General features: G+C 41.7%; 18 protein-coding genes and 1 pseudogene. 18 read left to right on the top strand and 1 reads right to left on the bottom strand.

Annotated features, from left to right (window positions below; translation table 11 throughout):
* The first annotated feature begins 6 nt into the window (after positions 1–6).
* From BCAMP_RS00725 to BCAMP_RS00690, 8 genes and pseudogenes are all read left to right on the top strand, one after another.
* The gene (locus tag BCAMP_RS00725) at positions 7–363 is read left to right on the top strand and encodes a glycine-rich SFCGS family protein (protein WP_035312889.1); all 357 of its coding nucleotides are present in this window, start codon (positions 7–9) and stop codon (positions 361–363) included.
* Between the two features lie 43 nt (positions 364–406).
* A pseudogene (locus BCAMP_RS00720) lies at positions 407–745 on the top strand (DUF4312 family protein); the annotation flags it as partial.
* Between the two features lie 39 nt (positions 746–784).
* The gene (locus BCAMP_RS00715; RefSeq protein ID WP_035312885.1) at positions 785–1,567 is read left to right on the top strand and encodes a DUF4311 domain-containing protein; all 783 of its coding nucleotides are present in this window, start codon (positions 785–787) and stop codon (positions 1,565–1,567) included.
* Between the two features lie 18 nt (positions 1,568–1,585).
* A complete protein-coding gene (locus BCAMP_RS00710) occupies positions 1,586–2,236 on the top strand; it encodes a DUF4310 family protein (protein WP_051456767.1) in 651 nt (216 codons plus the stop codon).
* A 19-nt stretch (positions 2,237–2,255) separates the two neighbouring features.
* The gene (locus tag BCAMP_RS00705; RefSeq protein WP_035312882.1) at positions 2,256–3,371 is read left to right on the top strand and encodes an amidohydrolase/deacetylase family metallohydrolase; all 1,116 of its coding nucleotides are present in this window, start codon (positions 2,256–2,258) and stop codon (positions 3,369–3,371) included.
* A complete protein-coding gene (locus BCAMP_RS00700; RefSeq protein ID WP_035312880.1) occupies positions 3,355–4,455 on the top strand; it encodes a DgaE family pyridoxal phosphate-dependent ammonia lyase in 1,101 nt (366 codons plus the stop codon). The genes BCAMP_RS00705 and BCAMP_RS00700 overlap by 17 nt, the downstream gene beginning before the upstream one ends.
* 15 nt (positions 4,456–4,470) lie before the next feature.
* Positions 4,471–5,220, top strand: a complete 750-nt coding sequence (gene dagF, locus BCAMP_RS00695; protein WP_408605169.1) for a 2-dehydro-3-deoxy-phosphogluconate aldolase — start codon at positions 4,471–4,473, stop codon at positions 5,218–5,220.
* 4 nt (positions 5,221–5,224) lie between these two features.
* Positions 5,225–6,193 (top strand): sugar kinase, encoded by a 969-nt coding sequence (locus tag BCAMP_RS00690; RefSeq protein ID WP_035312876.1) that lies wholly within the window; start codon positions 5,225–5,227, stop codon positions 6,191–6,193.
* 72 nt (positions 6,194–6,265) lie between these two features.
* Here BCAMP_RS00690 and BCAMP_RS00685 read toward each other — a convergent pair whose 3' ends face one another.
* Positions 6,266–6,775, bottom strand: a complete 510-nt coding sequence (locus tag BCAMP_RS00685) for a hypothetical protein (protein ID WP_035312875.1) — start codon at positions 6,773–6,775, stop codon at positions 6,266–6,268.
* A gap of 212 nt (positions 6,776–6,987) precedes the next feature.
* On the opposite strand from BCAMP_RS00685, the gene BCAMP_RS00680 reads away from it, so the two are divergent.
* The 10 genes from BCAMP_RS00680 to BCAMP_RS00640 all read left to right on the top strand — a co-directional run bounded on the left by BCAMP_RS00680 (position 6,988) and on the right by BCAMP_RS00640 (position 15,346).
* On the top strand, positions 6,988–7,617 hold the full coding sequence (locus tag BCAMP_RS00680; RefSeq protein ID WP_035312873.1) for a LysE family transporter: 630 nt from the start codon (positions 6,988–6,990) through the stop codon (positions 7,615–7,617).
* A gap of 1,111 nt (positions 7,618–8,728) precedes the next feature.
* On the top strand, positions 8,729–8,887 hold the full coding sequence (locus tag BCAMP_RS14530; RefSeq protein WP_198015660.1) for a flavoprotein: 159 nt from the start codon (positions 8,729–8,731) through the stop codon (positions 8,885–8,887).
* Complete coding sequence (locus tag BCAMP_RS00675) at positions 8,856–9,302, top strand: flavoprotein (RefSeq protein ID WP_051456766.1); 447 nt, start codon at positions 8,856–8,858, stop codon at positions 9,300–9,302. The genes BCAMP_RS14530 and BCAMP_RS00675 overlap by 32 nt, the downstream gene beginning before the upstream one ends.
* Before the next feature lie 515 nt (positions 9,303–9,817).
* The gene (locus BCAMP_RS00670; RefSeq protein ID WP_035312871.1) at positions 9,818–10,243 is read left to right on the top strand and encodes a hypothetical protein; all 426 of its coding nucleotides are present in this window, start codon (positions 9,818–9,820) and stop codon (positions 10,241–10,243) included.
* Between the two features lie 5 nt (positions 10,244–10,248).
* Positions 10,249–10,593, top strand: a complete 345-nt coding sequence (locus tag BCAMP_RS00665; RefSeq protein WP_035312870.1) for a hypothetical protein — start codon at positions 10,249–10,251, stop codon at positions 10,591–10,593.
* Between the two features lie 87 nt (positions 10,594–10,680).
* Positions 10,681–11,403 carry a hypothetical protein gene (locus tag BCAMP_RS00660; protein ID WP_156921075.1) on the top strand — a complete coding sequence of 241 codons (723 nt, stop codon included), beginning with the start codon at positions 10,681–10,683 and terminating at the stop codon, positions 11,401–11,403.
* Between the two features lie 136 nt (positions 11,404–11,539).
* Positions 11,540–12,448 (top strand): Gfo/Idh/MocA family protein, encoded by a 909-nt coding sequence (locus BCAMP_RS00655; protein WP_035312865.1) that lies wholly within the window; start codon positions 11,540–11,542, stop codon positions 12,446–12,448.
* Positions 12,449–12,661: 213 nt separating this feature from the next.
* Entirely contained in the window at positions 12,662–13,951 is a 1,290-nt protein-coding gene (locus tag BCAMP_RS00650; protein WP_051456765.1) for a PTS sugar transporter subunit IIC, read from the top strand.
* A gap of 124 nt (positions 13,952–14,075) precedes the next feature.
* Positions 14,076–14,438 (top strand): Asp23/Gls24 family envelope stress response protein, encoded by a 363-nt coding sequence (locus BCAMP_RS00645; RefSeq protein WP_035312864.1) that lies wholly within the window; start codon positions 14,076–14,078, stop codon positions 14,436–14,438.
* A 374-nt stretch (positions 14,439–14,812) separates the two neighbouring features.
* Positions 14,813–15,346 carry a hypothetical protein gene (locus tag BCAMP_RS00640; protein WP_035312862.1) on the top strand — a complete coding sequence of 178 codons (534 nt, stop codon included), beginning with the start codon at positions 14,813–14,815 and terminating at the stop codon, positions 15,344–15,346.
* Positions 15,347–15,372: the final 26 nt, after the last annotated feature.

Below are 15,372 nucleotides of genomic sequence, written 5' to 3'. Positions count from 1 at the left end.
TAATAAATGATTACAGTAGTTATTGCAGATCGATTAGGAAAAGGACAAAATGTTGCAAAGGGTGTTGAGGCCGCGGGTGGTCGTGCAGTAGTAGTTCCAGGTATGGGAGCAGATATGCGTCTTGGTGATGTCATGCAAACAGAAAAAGCAGATATCGGCTTTTCCTTTTGCGGTAGTGGTGGTGCCGGTGCGATTACAGCAGCAACAAAATACGGCTATAAAGAGAGACATGGCATGCGTTCAGTTGAAGAAGGGATTACAGCGATTAATGACGGCAATACTGTTTTAGGCTTTGGTTTTATGGATTCAGAAGAATTAGGCCAACGTATTGTTGAAGCTTATTCAAAATTAAAAGGTAACTAAGAGAGGAAAAAAGAGATGGCTAATGTGAAACAAAAAAACAACCGAAGTAATTACGGTAACAGGATCAGGGACACAAAAAAAACAAGCATTTGCGAGTGCACTGAATAGCATTCACAATAAAATGCTGCAGTCATCAAATGATGTGATTGTTCGTATCGAACCGATAGATATTGAGATGTTAGAAGCAACAGCAACACATGAAACAGAACGCTTTCTCTTTTTCTTCTTTAAACGTGATAAAGTAACCTATCAAGTTAAGCTTAATGTAACAATAGAGCTAACAAAAATCGTCGTTGAAAATATTGCATTTAAAGAGCGTCAAAAGAATGTGTATCAAAATTTTAGCTTGCGTAAACGCAAACAAAAGCAAGAAATAACATGAGGATATGTGATGAAAATAGAAAGATAGGTGGACACATAAATGGAGATTATAATTGTACTAATGAAGTCTTTATTGATTGGTGGGTTGCTCGGATTTGCAGCAGCTGCCGGGGCAGCAAGAATGTTTCATGCACCAGCTAGTCAAGGATTAGGTGCCTTCAGAACGCTAGGTGAGATGAATGCCTGTGAAGGTGATGCAGCATCCCATTTCTCTTTTGGACTTGGCTTTTTCTTTAACGCATGGGCATCAAGTGTTGGTGCGGGTGCGTTTACGCAAGATGTTACACACCGTGTAATTCCAAACTGGGCAACAGCGGTATTACTAGTTAAAAATAAAAGTGTGGCCGAAACAATGCACAATCCTAAAAAAATGGGGATGGTCGGTGGCTTAATCGGGATGGTACTTGTTGCGTTTTTAAACACAACTGCATCAGCGATACCATCTTCGTTACAAGTCGCAGCAGTCGCAGTATTAGTACCAGCAGCTACCATCCTAATCAATACTGTCATGCCAGTGCTTTTTTGGCTTGCTGCCATCGATGCAGGTCGTCGCTCAGGTTTCTGGGGTACTATTTTAGGTGGCTTATCACAACTCGTGATGGGAAATGCTGTTCCGGGTGTGGTACTCGGTATTTTAGTGGGCAAAGGAGTTGATGATATTGGCTGGACACGTATTACGAAATCAATTATGGTTGCAGTCGTGTTGCTCTTTGTCTTTAGTGGTTTTTTCCGAGGATTCGATATGCAAATGATTGAGAGTTTCAAATTAACAATTCCTAATTGGTTAAATGGAATGCACGATGTTTTCAACATTGGTAAATAATGGAAAGAGGTGGATAGAATGACAGAAGAAGGATTGAAAAAGAATTTTTGGTATGCGGACTGGTCATTTCCAATCTTTGTAGGAATTATGGCAGCTGCTGTTTTTGCAGGAACCCATATGTATTATATCTACGGTGTCGGTGCTTTTAACGAAGTGTCTATTGTCGCCATGCTAAAGGCTGGGATGGATGGCGGTTCTTATGGTGCTGCTGCTGCCTTTGGTGCTAGTTTTTTATTCGCACGTATTCTTGAAGGATCACTTGTCGGTATTTTAGACTTAGGCGGTTCCATTTTAACTGGTGTTGGTATCGGCATTCCGGCTATTTTTCTCAGCATGGGTATTGAAAAACCAATCACTAACTTCGGATTGGCATTGCTGACTGGAGCAATTTGTGGCTTACTCATCGGCGGTATCATCATTTTAATTCGTAAGGTAACAATTAATGGTGCAAGTTCAACCTTTGGTGCTGATGTGATGATGGGGGCAGGAAACGCAGCCGGACGCTTCCTTGGACCGTTGTTAATCTTATCAGCATGTGCAGCTTCAATTCCAATTGGAATTGGTGCGACAATCGGTGCTTTAATCTTTTACATCTGGAAAAAGCCGATTGCTGGTGGTGCTATTTTAGGTGCAATGGCCTTTGGTGCATTATTTCCCATTCCATTATAATCCTAAAGGAGGATGACTCATGTATGATTTATTAATTAAGAATGCCCGTTTAATAACGGACGAAATAAGTGACATTGTAATTGATAATAAACAAATTATCGAGATTGAAAAAAATAGCACAGTTGAAGCACAGCAAACGCTTGTGCTAGACGGTGACACCTATGTTTCAGCCGGTTGGATTGACGATCATGTGCACTGTTACGAAAAGATGACGCTCTACTATGATTACCCTGATCAAATCGGGGTACCAAAAGGGGTCACCACGGTGATTGATGCCGGCACGACTGGGGCCGAAAACATTGGTGCTTTTTACGAGTTGGCAGCCGCGGCCAACACGAATGTTTACGCCCTGCTTAATATTTCAAAATGGGGCATTGTGGAACAAGATGAATTGGCTGACTTAGCTAAAATTCAAACCGATTTGATTACAAAAGCGTTAGCGGATTACCCTCAATTCATTGTCGGTATTAAGGCACGAATGAGCAAAACCGTTATCGGTAACAATGGCATTATCCCGCTTGAGATGGCCAAGGCGATTCAAGCACAACATCAGCAGTTGCCCTTAATGGTTCACGTTGGCTCAGCACCACCGTCGTTGGCTGACGTTCTGGCGGATATGAGCGCCGGTGATGTAATGACGCATTGCTACAATGGTAAGCCCAATGGTATTTTAACAGCCGAAGGTACAGTCAAGGACTTTGTACGTGCGGCTTATGCAAAAGGTGTTATTTTTGATGTCGGTCATGGCACAGATAGTTTTAACTTCAAGGTAGCGGAGGCAGCCAAGGCTGCTGGCATTATTTGTCAAACCATCAGTACCGATATTTATCACCGTAACCGTGAAGTTGGCCCGGTTTACGATATGGCAACGACACTCGAAAAGATGCTCGTGCTGGGCTATTCGTTGGCCGAAATCATTCCGATGGTTACCGCCAATCCGGCTGCGGTCTTTAAGCTACACAACAAAGGACAACTCGCAGTTGGATACGATGCCGATTTAACAATCTTCAAATTGGTGGATGGACACAAGGTGTTAACCGACTCGAACGGTAACACTCGTACAACTACTACTTTAATACAGCCAACACAAACAATTGTCGGAGGGAGCGTGTATCAGTGTGACAGCAACGAATAGTTATGACACTTATGGCTTAAAAGAGGTCATTAATGCCTCGGGAAAAATGACGATTTTAGGTGTATCCAAAGTTGCCGATGAAGTGTTAGCAGCGCAACAATTTGGCGGCACTCACTTTTTTGAAATGAGCGACTTAGTCGTTAAAACAGGGCGTTACATTGCGTCATTGCTCAATGTTCCGGCGGCATTGGTCGTAGCGAGCGCTTCTGCAGGAATTGCCCAAAGTGTGGCCGGCGTTATCGGGCAAGGCAGTCAATTGCATGCCTACCATCCAAATACGACAACGGTAAGCCAACGCGAGATCATACTACCAAAGGGGCATAATGTCGATTACGGCACTCCGGTTGAGGTGATGGTAGAACTGGGTGGAGGTCGTGTTGTTGAGGCAGGCTATGCGAATATGTGCTCAGCCGAGCATTTAGCAATGATGATTACACCAGCAACAGCCGCGATTTTATACATTAAAAGTCACCATACCGTCCAAAAAAGCATGCTGAGCGTAGCAGAAGCAGCTGCGGTTGCACAGGCACATCAACTGCCGTTAATCGTAGACGCCGCTGCCGAAGAAGATTTGCAGACGTATTATGAGCAAGGCGCCAACCTCGTCATTTATAGTGGGGGCAAAGCGATTGAAGGGCCAACGTCAGGTTTAGTTATCGGAGACGCCGACTTAATCGCTTGGGTAAGGCTCCAAAACAAAGGGATTGGTCGGGCGATGAAGGTCGGAAAAGAAAATATTTTAGGTTTGACGCGGGCAATTGAAGTGTATCAAACAAACGGCAGCGAAACCGGAACGTCGATGCAAGCACGCTTGGCGCCGTTTATTGTGAACTTAAATGCAATCAACCACGTCAGTGCAAAAAGTGTGCAAGACGGTGCTGGCCGTGATATTTATCGTGCCGAAGTCACCATCAGTGAACCAGCCTCAGCCATCGCTGTCATTGCCGGCTTGAAGGCAGGCAAGACCGCGATATACACCCGTGAATACCGCGCCAATATCGGCATTATTGAGTTTGATATTCGAGCGGTCACAGCCGTGGAGATGGAACAAATTGTGGCACGGTTAACAGAACTATTACACTAATTGAGAAGAGGTCGAATGATGAATAAAACACCGAATTATATCGAAGATCGTATTTGTTTAAATGTCTTGGCAGGCTCTGTTGCCAATGCCAAAGATTGCTATCAAGCCGCTGAAGGCCATGTTGTTTTAGGCGTGCTCTCAAAAAACTACGATAGTGATGCAGCTGCCATTGCTGATATGCAACGCTATGCGGCAGCGACCAATAACGCGTTATCGGTTGGTTTAGGGGCAGGTGATCCGAATCAAAGTGCGATGGTGAGTCGGATTTCAGCCGAATTACAACCGCAGCATGTGAACCAAGTGTTCACTGGCATTGGCGCAAGTCGTGCCTTACTCGGTCAAACCGATACCGTTGTCAATGGACTGGTGTCGCCAACAGGCAAGGTTGGTTTTGTAAACATTGCCACAGGACCATTAAGTAGCCAAACAGCGCCGACAGAAGTGCCATTAGCGACTGCGATTGCACTCTTAAAAGATATGGGTGGTTCATCGATTAAATACTTCCCGATGAAAGGACTCGCGCATAAGGAGGAGTACATTGCCGTGGCAAAAGCCTGTGCCGAACATGATTTTTACCTCGAACCAACTGGAGGCATTGATTTAGAAAACTTTGAAGAAATTGTGCAAATTGCGGTTGATGCCGGCGTTAAAAAAATCATTCCACATGTGTACTCATCAATTATTGATGCCAATGGCGACACGCGCCCCGATGATGTGGCAAGTTTACTTGCGACCGTGAAACGTGTGTTAGCGACAAAGGGGTGAGCAGATGAACATCGGAGCCTATGGTGAAGTGATGATGCGTCTAACACCACCAGAATATAAATTAATCAGCCAAACTGATACCGTTGATTTATCTTACACTGGAACAGGGGTCAACTTATTAAGTGGGCTGGCCCAATTTGGTCATGATACAACCTTGTTGAGCGCTTTGCCCGACAATCAGGTTGGTCAGGCCGCAGCTGGTGCCTTGCGTCGCCTCCAAATTGATACGCGCGCGCTTACGTTTGCCCATCAGCATCTCGGTCTCTATTTTTTAGAACGTGGCTACCATCCTCGCCCTTCGCAGGTCACCTATTTAAATCGCTTAGATTCGGCCTTTTGTCGCACCACCGTGAGCAAAACGGCCATTAAGAGATGGTTGCAACCACTTGATGCCGTGCATATTTGTGGCATTGCATTGTTTTTGACCGAGGCGACCCGCGAGACAGCTTTAGCAGTCGCCGAGCAAGCAGCCACTGCGAACATTCCTGTTTTTTTTGATTTTAATTATCGTCCGAGTTTAAATGAAACGACTGATCGGTCAGTCATTAAAGCAACCTATCAACGGATGCTGCCACATTGCTCGGTTGTGTTTGGCAGTGAACGCGACCTTACGGCTAGTTTAGGAATGGTAGGTAATGATGTCATCGGTCAATGTCTCCGGCAGTTTGAACTTGATGCCTTTTGCGGCACCCTTAAAACAGCCGAAACGATGCAAGGTTTTATCAGAACAATGGAGACAACAGTTGTTTCTAAGCAATCAGCCATTCCAACCTTTGATCGCATCGGTACAGGCGATGCCTTTTGTGCCGGAGTGATTGATGGTATGCTGGCACAACAGTCATTGCAACAAACAGTTGAGTTTGCAACGGCAGCAGCAGTGTTAGCCCATACTACCTTCGGTGATAGCTCAGTGCTAAACAGAGCCTTTGTCAACCAATTTATGAGCGGAAACGCTCCAGCGGTTATGCGTTAATTACAGCTCAAAATGAAACTTAAAAAACAGCTCAGCTTGTAACGCAATGATGCGATACGAGTGAGCTGTTTTTTATTGTGTAAATAAGTCATTTTCAGTGGGGTAGAGCGTAATTTCACCCGCAGAGGCACTGCCGATTGGTGGCTGCGAAGGTGCTAAACGTAGTTGCAATGGTAAACCATCACCATATACACTTGCCTGGCGCAGTGTTTCCATCACGGTGAGAACGAGGTCTTTATCTCCGTTACGGCCTAACGCATTCGCAAGCTGTTCCGAATAGGTAGGTGATGGCGGCCAAACATTAATTTCTGATTCGGTAAATGAATAGGCTAACGACATCTTGCCGAGAATAGTAAGGAGTTCAGTCGTCGCTTGCGATTGGGCTTTTATATCGGGCATAGCAGTAATAAGTTTTAATGATTCATCGGCCTCTGATGTGTCAGCCGTTTTGTTAAGATCAATCGGTTTAAAAGTTATTTTAGCGGTCGTCGTTGTGCGGCTGTCTGACTCGTTAGAGGTGCAACCAACCATAACGAACAACAGCATTAAACAACTGACCAATAGAACAGTCTGTTTATACATGAGTTCCTCCTACAAATACGAATACATTCCTTTCTTATTATAGCCTATGTGACAGCAATTGTAACGGCTAGTCATACGAACTTAATAGAGAGATGTAAACGACTCGCTCTATCAAAGAATTCTAAGGTAATTAACACCCAGTTGCAATGTGAAAAGTAACAGTCCGACACTCTTTTTTTGATATAATACAAGGAGAGATAAGGGGGATGTCTATGACGATTTATTGGATGTATCTTCTGATTGGTTTCGCCATTGCGATGCCAGTTGGAGCAATAAGTGTAGAAATGATAAAACAAGGTCTTAAACACGGTTTTATGCACGGATGGGCTGTCGGTATTGGTGGCATGACGGTTGATGTGTTGCTCATTGTAGCGCTCTATTTCGGCTTAGCAAACGTGTTAGCTCTGCCATATATCCAATTACCATTATGGCTAATTGGTGCCGTCTTTTTAGGACTCGTTGCCTATGATTCGATTAGACAGGCGGATAACGATATCACCCTCGCCGGTGAAAAACCAGTAAAATCCTTCAAAAAAACATATGCAACGGGCCTACTGGTAGCGATATCACCTGGTAGCCTCGTCTTTTGGGTATCTGTCTTTGGAACAGCCTTAAGTAACTCCTATGCAACGGGAAAAGGCTCCTTTCTAATTGTGGCCCTCGGTATTTTAAGCGGTATCGTCCTGCATGATATTGGCCTGCTAACAATTGTGTCGTACACGCGAAAAGTGATGAACCGCCGAGCAATTAAAATCAGTTCAATCATTGCTGGGCTAATTTTACTTGTTTTTGCAGCCTACTTCTTGTATCAGTTCATTGTGGGAGTAAAAGCGTATCTGTAGGAATGGAGGCTTTATTGATCCGTTTAATTCTGTCATAGCTAGCAACTTGCTTTACAGCGATTAGTTAGATGGCGAACAAGGAAGTGAAAGCAGAGCGTCACAGGCAACTAAAGTTGAGATGCGAAAGTGAAATTGCCCGATTAGAACTGTCGAAGGTCGGTTGCCCTATTTTTACAGAAAAAAATCAATTTGACTTTGTCTAAAAGCTGAAGCGTATGACTACACTTCTTTTTTAGACGTTTATTTTGAAATGAATTGGATTAATTGATAAATGAAAAATAAGCGACTGTATCATTGGAGTTAGTATTGTAGTCCGTCTTCTGAAATGCTTCATCTTAATTCTAACTAATCACAAGAGAGGAATTAGTACACTTTAAAAAACTATCATTGAAAAAGTGTACTCTTTGAGGGGAAATACAAAAAAAGTGCTTACTCCAGATCTGTTGATTTTAAAAATTCAGAAGAAGTCGTTAACTATTCTTGGTACATAAAAAAAGGTTTGGTAAATCCATATATATCTTTTTACGATGAAATGACCCTATATTACATTAGTGATTCGGTGATAGATATCGTGAGTGCTTCAACTGACTTTATAGCCGAAATGCAGACAAACTATCAAGCAAAGAGGAATTCGTATTATGACTAACAAAGATAATGATGGATTAGCTACTTAAAGTAAGCATTGCAATCAGATAACCTAATTAATCGCTCTATCTGTAGCATTTTCACAGGTTCAGATATAGAAAAAAGAAGTGTTTACTATACAAAGTTTGTTAATTCAGTCTAACAGTAGATAATTGAGTAAAATGTACGATTAAGCTGAATAAAAAAACATCTTTTGCTTTTAGAAATAACGGCTTATGCGCATCAACTATAGGGATTGAAGTGATCTCCAAAAGTTAGATTTTTAGGGTTCACTACAGATAGCCAAGCGCTTTTTTTGATGTTTGATATGGAACAAAAAGGTCAGAACAGCAACGAAAAAGCTATTTGGTAGTTAAGCGTGCAACAATAACTAACGCCTTCCCATATGTATTGCTTTTTTCACTGGTAATGTTAAAATTAATGACGGATGTCGATAGACTTGAAAATGATTATTAGGAGACAAAAAATGAAAAAAGTTACAATTTGTATTACCGGAAGTATTGCAGCACATAAAATTCCACTCATCATTGAGGAATTGGCGAGGTACCCACTGACGATTCATGTTGCAATGACCAAAAAAAAGCGCGGCTTTCGTGAGTCCACTCACATTAGAAATCATTTCTAAAAATAAAATTGTGACCGAAGGGATGACAGCACAAGTATATGATACTGTCGATCATGTCTTTTTAGCACAAGAAACCGATTTAATTGTTATTATGCCAGCAACCGCAGATATAATCGGTAAGGTAGCAAATGGTATCGCTGACGATATTGTGAGCAGTATTTGTATGGCTATACCTGCTGATAAGCCTAAGTTAATCTGTCCAGCAATGAATACCGAAATGTATAATCAATCGATTTTACAAGAAAATTTAGCGAAGTTAGCGCATCGCAACTACAAAGAAATCCCACCGCGAGTCGACATACTGACTTCTGGTAAACGCGGAATTGGTGCCTTAGCCGAAGCACACGTTATTATCAATCAAATAGTAAGCGAATTGAATGTTTCTCAAGCTGACATGATGTTAGCAACTGTATAAAAGGACTCATCCAGAGGCAGAACCACGCAGGCATGGTTCTGAGATGAAACGGCAGTGACACAAAAACGTTAGTTGAACAGGTTATCCTTTGTAATGAATAATTAGGTCAATGAGCTAAATGAACCAAGTATTCCCCACTGTTGTAGCGGAGAGTGCTTGGTTTTTTTTTGCTGTAATTCGAAAATAAGCCGTATTTTAGCGTAAAAAAATGCCAAAATGCTATTTTGATTAAGTGTGCCTTCATCATTTCACTAGTTTAGCGGTGTATGCTATGTTAACAACAAAGGGACCTTCAATGTAACGCCAATCTAGTGAAAGGTGTTGAGCAAATTGTCTTTTTGCCGTTACCGTCTTTTAAAAGCGTGCGTACCACTTCATCTGCTGAGACAGCGTTGAAAATGTTGCTAATTAGCCACCATTGTATGTGACACAAAAGGTTGCACTTTAATGCCTGAGTAGCAGTGAAATTGAAATCGGTCATTTTATATGAAGTTTTAGCTGTGATGATATCTTAAATGAAAGGGGACCTTTCTATCGAATTATTTAAAATTACGGCGGAGAAACTACGACCGCTGCCACCGTTTAATCCGCTGGTAAATTATGAAACTACGAGTATCGTTGCACTACTAAATGCATATTATTTTACAGATGAAAAAATCGAACGGATATTAGTGCATCAGCAGATTGAGCTTAAGCCAAATTCACTCGTGAGATGCCTCCCAAATGTAGAAGTAGAAGCACAGTGTGTGTATTGTGAGAGCAACCTTAATGCTAAATTACCAAGCCGTGCGAGTAAGGCTAGTTGGCAGCCCGATTTGGTTTGTAGTCAATGTCAGCACATCATTTATCAGGCGAAAGAAAAAACATGTGCTTGTGAAAATTGTCAGCTTGCAGACGAAAAAAAAACGTTCGCTTTTAAAAGCCTATTTAGAAGAAAATAAACCACATGGAGAGTGTTGAATTACAAACGGTTTCGATGAGAGACCGTTTGCTAATTGCTGTGCTCTTGCAAGAAGCAAATGTTGGTCTAGGTGCGGTTATTCCAGCCTATAGCACGTATGAAAAGACAGCAACAGAAACGAATACCGAGCGATTATCTGACTTGTTTAATAAGCAGCTGATAACGGTTGCCTCTTGTTCTCAATTAGAAGCTTTTACGAAAGATGAAGATAAAGACAGTTATTCATTCCTGCTTGCGGAGGTTCATTATGAAATTAACATTACAGCTAAAAAGATGAAAGAATGGGAAGTACATAAATATTTATGTCGCCCTAAAATTACATGTGTTTAAGAAGCTGCGGAGGTCATTTTATTATGGACGGAGATTGTTAGTGCTCAATTACTTGAACTCTTGAAGGCAGAATGTATAAAATATAATTTGGCAAAAGAGTTAACAAAAGAGGAAACAAAGATTATTCATGCGATTCAACGTTGGTTAGAGGGGTTAACACCTTCACAAGTATATGCCCTTATTTGGTTGGGGGTACGGAAGGCGAATGATGCAAAAGTATCTGGGAGTTGGGGGAATTACGGTTTTCATGAAATAAACTATCTTATAAAAGAAATCGATAGTGCTATCAAAAGGACGACAATGAGCAATGGGGAAATTAAAAGTTATTACTATCCAAAAAATGTAATACTTAAATTGAGTACAACAGTCTTTTTTGAAGACATGCTTCAGCTAACAGATTGGTATCATACGGAAGTGGCCACCAAAGCGGATTTAGTCCAGCAACTTACAAAAGAGCAAAATAGGATGCCATTTTATGATCAATTACAACTGAACAACAGTGAAAACATTGAAAAAACATTGGATTGGGCATTAAAAGCAGACAATACTTTTGAAATAATTTCAAAGGGAATTGTTATTCATGATGGAATGTTAGCATGGCTTTTTACGACCGAAGAAGAACTATATCGTCTAAGTAAAAAAATACAAAGTGAAGAACATATTTTAATGGATTATGAAAACGACAAATGGATTGAACAAATGATGTCGTACATCCCTTATTATATTGAGAACACTTATACAACGGCCTTTATATTGAAATTAATAAGAGCCCTTCTTCGTAGTGATTTAGCTTATTCGAATAATGAGTAATAATCGAATAAAGATAAGCGTCTTTCATCTGTTTAAACGGTTAATTGACAGGCGCTAAAGTCGACACAATCATCGCTGTGTAAGGTATACTTAAAGGGCAACGTAATAAATTCACTTATAGAAAGTAGGGCTCATAATGAAAATAGGTGTTATCGGATTAGGTGGAATTGCCCAAAAAGCGTATATGCCAGTGACAATGGCAATGCAAGACGAGATTGAATGGCATTTATGCACACGCGATCCGCAAAAATTAGCACAGTTAGGTCAAAAATACGGTGTTAAGCACCTGTATACCGACCATAATGCTCTGCTTACAAGCGGGATTGAAGCGATTTTTATTCATACGGCGACGCACACGCATGCACGTTTTGTTACTGCGGCTTTGAACGCAGGTATTCATGTGTTTGTGGATAAACCAATCAGTGAAAATGCGACCGAAGTAGCGGAGTTAGTCGCTTTAGCGCAACAAAAAGGCCTGCTTTTAATGGCCGGCTTCAATCGTCGCTTTGCACCAATGGTACAGCAATTAAAGGCACTGCCGCAAAAAAGAATGATTAATGTTCAAAAAACCCGCGCCAATAAACCGGGTGCGCCAGTACGTTTCACAATTTATGATATTTTCATCCATTCGTTAGACACCGCCCTTTATTTAATCGATGATGTGGTGACTGACTTTCGTTCAAACATTGTTCTCAAAGACGGTGGTTTTCAACGAGCCGTTGTGACGTTTGAAACAGCAACAACAAGTTGCAGTGTCTCCGTCAATTTTGAAGCGGGTGTTAACTCCGAAATCATGGAAGTCCAAACACCAACAGGCACAACACGCTTAGATGACCTCGTGCAGTATCAAACGTTTGCCGGGAACACGCGCACAACGCAGAAATTCACAGATTGGGAGACAACCCTCCATAAACGAGGGTTTGATCCGATGATTCGTGCCTTTATCGGCGCCGTTAAAACAAAAGAGGCGTGCATCAGTGCTGCAAGCATCGTGCAATCACATGAATTGTGTGAACGGATGTTGAATGCGGCTGGGATTGAGTAAAGAGTCTTAGCTAAGAGCAAGCAAGTTGTCACAATCTAGAACAGCGTTTATTTGTAAACTTGGAGCAACTATCTATCGTTGCTCTTTTTTTGCATTAAATAAGTTTATAAAAGTAGCAATCTAAAAAAACAATAATCGTCAACAGCTATCAGTTGTGTATCGTGCAATCTCACCTCTATACTAAAGCTATCAAACGAAAGAGGGGGAAGGCTAATGGAACAGCTGAAGCGCTCTGATAAAATCGTCGCACAAATGGGAAAGATAGCGGGCAATCGTTACATCACAGCAATTCGTAACGGGATGAGTGTAGTGATTCCCGTAACGATTATTGGGTCGTTTTTTATCATTGTACTCAATTTACCAATCGCTGGTTGGGAGTCAGTGATTGCACCATATGCAACGAGTTTACGGCTACCGATGCATGTGACGATTGATCTAATGTCAATTTACGTCTGTATCGGCATCACGATTAGTTTATGTGATGAATATGGTATCGATCGGGCATCGACAAGTGTGTTAGCCGTGTTGTCATTTTTAATGGCGGCGGTGACACCCGCAACAATTAGCACCGAGCAATCGGCAGCAGTCGGTCTCACTATTACTGGAACGGTCTTACCACTTACAAACCTCGGCGCCAATGGTCTTTTTACGGCAATGGTGCTGTCGATTGCAACGGTTGAACTGGTTCGCTTTTGCATCGCAAAAAAGTGGGTGATTAAGATGCCAGCGGGTGTACCACCAGCCGTGATTCACTCGTTTGTGGCATTGATTCCAGGAACGTTGCTCATTATTAGTACTTGGGTGCTAAAGGTCGTGTTGCACTTCGATTTGAACAGCACGCTGCAGTGGCTGTTTAGTCCAATCAGGTACTTTGCAGGGGATTCCTTTTTAGCGGTGATTATGCCGATTTTACTGATTACAATCGTCTGGCTCTTTGGTATTCATGGTATGATTTTAGCCAAACCGCTTCTAACGCCGTTTTGGTTTGCTCATTTAAATGACAACATGAATGCGGCTGCAGCTAATGAACCAATTCCACATTTTTTAACGGAACAATTTTTTCAATGGTTTGTCTGGATTGGTGGCGCGGGTGCTACACTTGCGTTAGCGCTGTTAATGGCGGTTGTGGGGATGTCGGCCTTCTGTAAAAAAATTGGACGGTTTACGCTCGTTCCGAGTCTGTTTAATATTAATGAACCGCTTATTTTTGGTGTGCCACTAGTGATGAATCCATTTTTGGCCATTCCATTCATTTTGGCACCACTAGTGATGGGAACCACAACTTACTTGGCGATGGTCGTCTTTAACATCGTGGATTATCCCATTGCCATTGTGCCGTGGACGTTACCAGCACCATTGGGAGCGATGTTGGCAACCGGTATGGATTGGCGGGCAGCAGTGTTGGCGCTAGGTAATCTTGCCTTGGCTGTGCTTATTTACTATCCCTTTTTCAAACGATTCGATCAAAAGTTATTATCAAAAGAAATAAAAACTAGAGATTAAACGAAAGAGCTATTGTCACCGAATCGTCATACATCCGCCATTTCACGCTCTAAACGAAAGCGATGATAAGCTATCTATCCTTACATCCTGTATAATTTTTAGTAAGATAGTTGGGGGTGGATGTGTGAAACGAATCGTAAGTATTTGTCTTGGTGGTTTGAGTGTAATCGCAATTCTCGCCACAGCAGCGATGACTTATATTTCAGGCTATTATATTGACGAATATGATAATTACACCAAAAGTTTGGATTATGCTGTTATTTATTTTGCAGTTGAATTTATACTGGTCTTGCTGATTTTTTTAATGTTAGCACTTGTATTAACGAAGCCATATAAAAAACAGCGTTTTTTATTGATTTCCCAATCTGGATTGGTTTTATTAACCTTTCTACTAACAGTATCGCTGTATTTTAATTTTCTAATTGCGCGTCATCAAATCGATGACCATGGTGGCAATACTGAAATTTATCTTAATGATTTCAAATAATACAGCGGGGCTCCTTCGAACAGTCGGATTGAGCCACACTGTTTTTTTGTGGCTGAAAAGGGGAGACAGTCATGGTAAACTAGTGTTAACACTAACTGCAAAGGGATGATAACGATGAGAGATAGACGTACCATCAAAAAAAGAAAAAGCAACGCCTCTTTATCATTTTAGGTGATCTCTATGACGAACACGAACCGCTTGATTTTAAGCATCCGCCGGGTTCAACGGCTGACTGTGAAACATGCCAACGTATCGCTAAGTGTAGTGACGTCATCAATAAACTAGAAAAGGAACTTGATCAACAGGAACCTAAAAAAATTAAGCAAGCAAGCCTCGGTTATCATGAACCAAAGGTGAAAAGGACGCCACTTAAAGTGAAACAATACCGTGTCTATCATGTTCTGAGTGCTGCGGGTGATGCTTTCTATTATCGTGTCCTAACGAAACGCGCGCTACTGTCTGATTTTGCACCATCGGAGCGAGCAACTCTAGTGGTGACTGAAATTACTGAAGCAGAGTGGGATACAATTCACTTTGAATCAGGTAAGCATGGGTTTGTCGGATTAAAGACGCTAATTAGCATTAATCGCACGGGTCGAATTGGAGAAATGGCTTTTTCAAAAGTTCAGAGTATTAAAGCCTGTAAGCGTAAAGAAGCAGATGACTTCATCTTTTATGATGGTGAAAATCATGATGCTTTAATGGCGTTCTGTTTGCCTTCAACTACTTTAAAGACGAGAAAGGGCAATAAACTACAAATTAGCACAACCCGGGGTTCTTTCTCAATTGCTCCGGGGATGTATTTAACGAAAAATAGTCTTAATCGCTTGGATAGTTACGATAAAGACGAGTTCGAACAAATTTATGATATCGCTGAGAAAAAAGTGTGGGTATCAGCAGCTGAATAAGACTGCTTTGATATATTCACCGTTTT

The organism is Brochothrix campestris FSL F6-1037 (assembly GCF_000525915.1).
GTDB lineage: Bacteria > Bacillota > Bacilli > Lactobacillales > Listeriaceae > Brochothrix > Brochothrix campestris.
This window is presented reverse-complemented; position numbering and strand designations above follow the sequence as displayed.

Coding starts and splice junctions, on each gene's coding strand:
- BCAMP_RS00725 (WP_035312889.1), top strand. CDS start 7: ATGATTACAGTAGTTATTGCAGATCGATTAGGAAAAGGACAAAATGTT.
- BCAMP_RS00715 (WP_035312885.1), top strand. CDS start 785: ATGGAGATTATAATTGTACTAATGAAGTCTTTATTGATTGGTGGGTTG.
- BCAMP_RS00710 (WP_051456767.1), top strand. CDS start 1,586: ATGACAGAAGAAGGATTGAAAAAGAATTTTTGGTATGCGGACTGGTCA.
- BCAMP_RS00705 (WP_035312882.1), top strand. CDS start 2,256: ATGTATGATTTATTAATTAAGAATGCCCGTTTAATAACGGACGAAATA.
- dagF (WP_408605169.1), top strand. CDS start 4,471: ATGATGAATAAAACACCGAATTATATCGAAGATCGTATTTGTTTAAAT.
- BCAMP_RS00690 (WP_035312876.1), top strand. CDS start 5,225: ATGAACATCGGAGCCTATGGTGAAGTGATGATGCGTCTAACACCACCA.
- BCAMP_RS00685 (WP_035312875.1), bottom strand. CDS start 6,775: ATGTATAAACAGACTGTTCTATTGGTCAGTTGTTTAATGCTGTTGTTC.
- BCAMP_RS00680 (WP_035312873.1), top strand. CDS start 6,988: ATGACGATTTATTGGATGTATCTTCTGATTGGTTTCGCCATTGCGATG.
- BCAMP_RS14530 (WP_198015660.1), top strand. CDS start 8,729: ATGAAAAAAGTTACAATTTGTATTACCGGAAGTATTGCAGCACATAAA.
- BCAMP_RS00670 (WP_035312871.1), top strand. CDS start 9,818: ATGAAAGGGGACCTTTCTATCGAATTATTTAAAATTACGGCGGAGAAA.
- BCAMP_RS00665 (WP_035312870.1), top strand. CDS start 10,249: ATGGAGAGTGTTGAATTACAAACGGTTTCGATGAGAGACCGTTTGCTA.
- BCAMP_RS00655 (WP_035312865.1), top strand. CDS start 11,540: ATGAAAATAGGTGTTATCGGATTAGGTGGAATTGCCCAAAAAGCGTAT.
- BCAMP_RS00650 (WP_051456765.1), top strand. CDS start 12,662: ATGGAACAGCTGAAGCGCTCTGATAAAATCGTCGCACAAATGGGAAAG.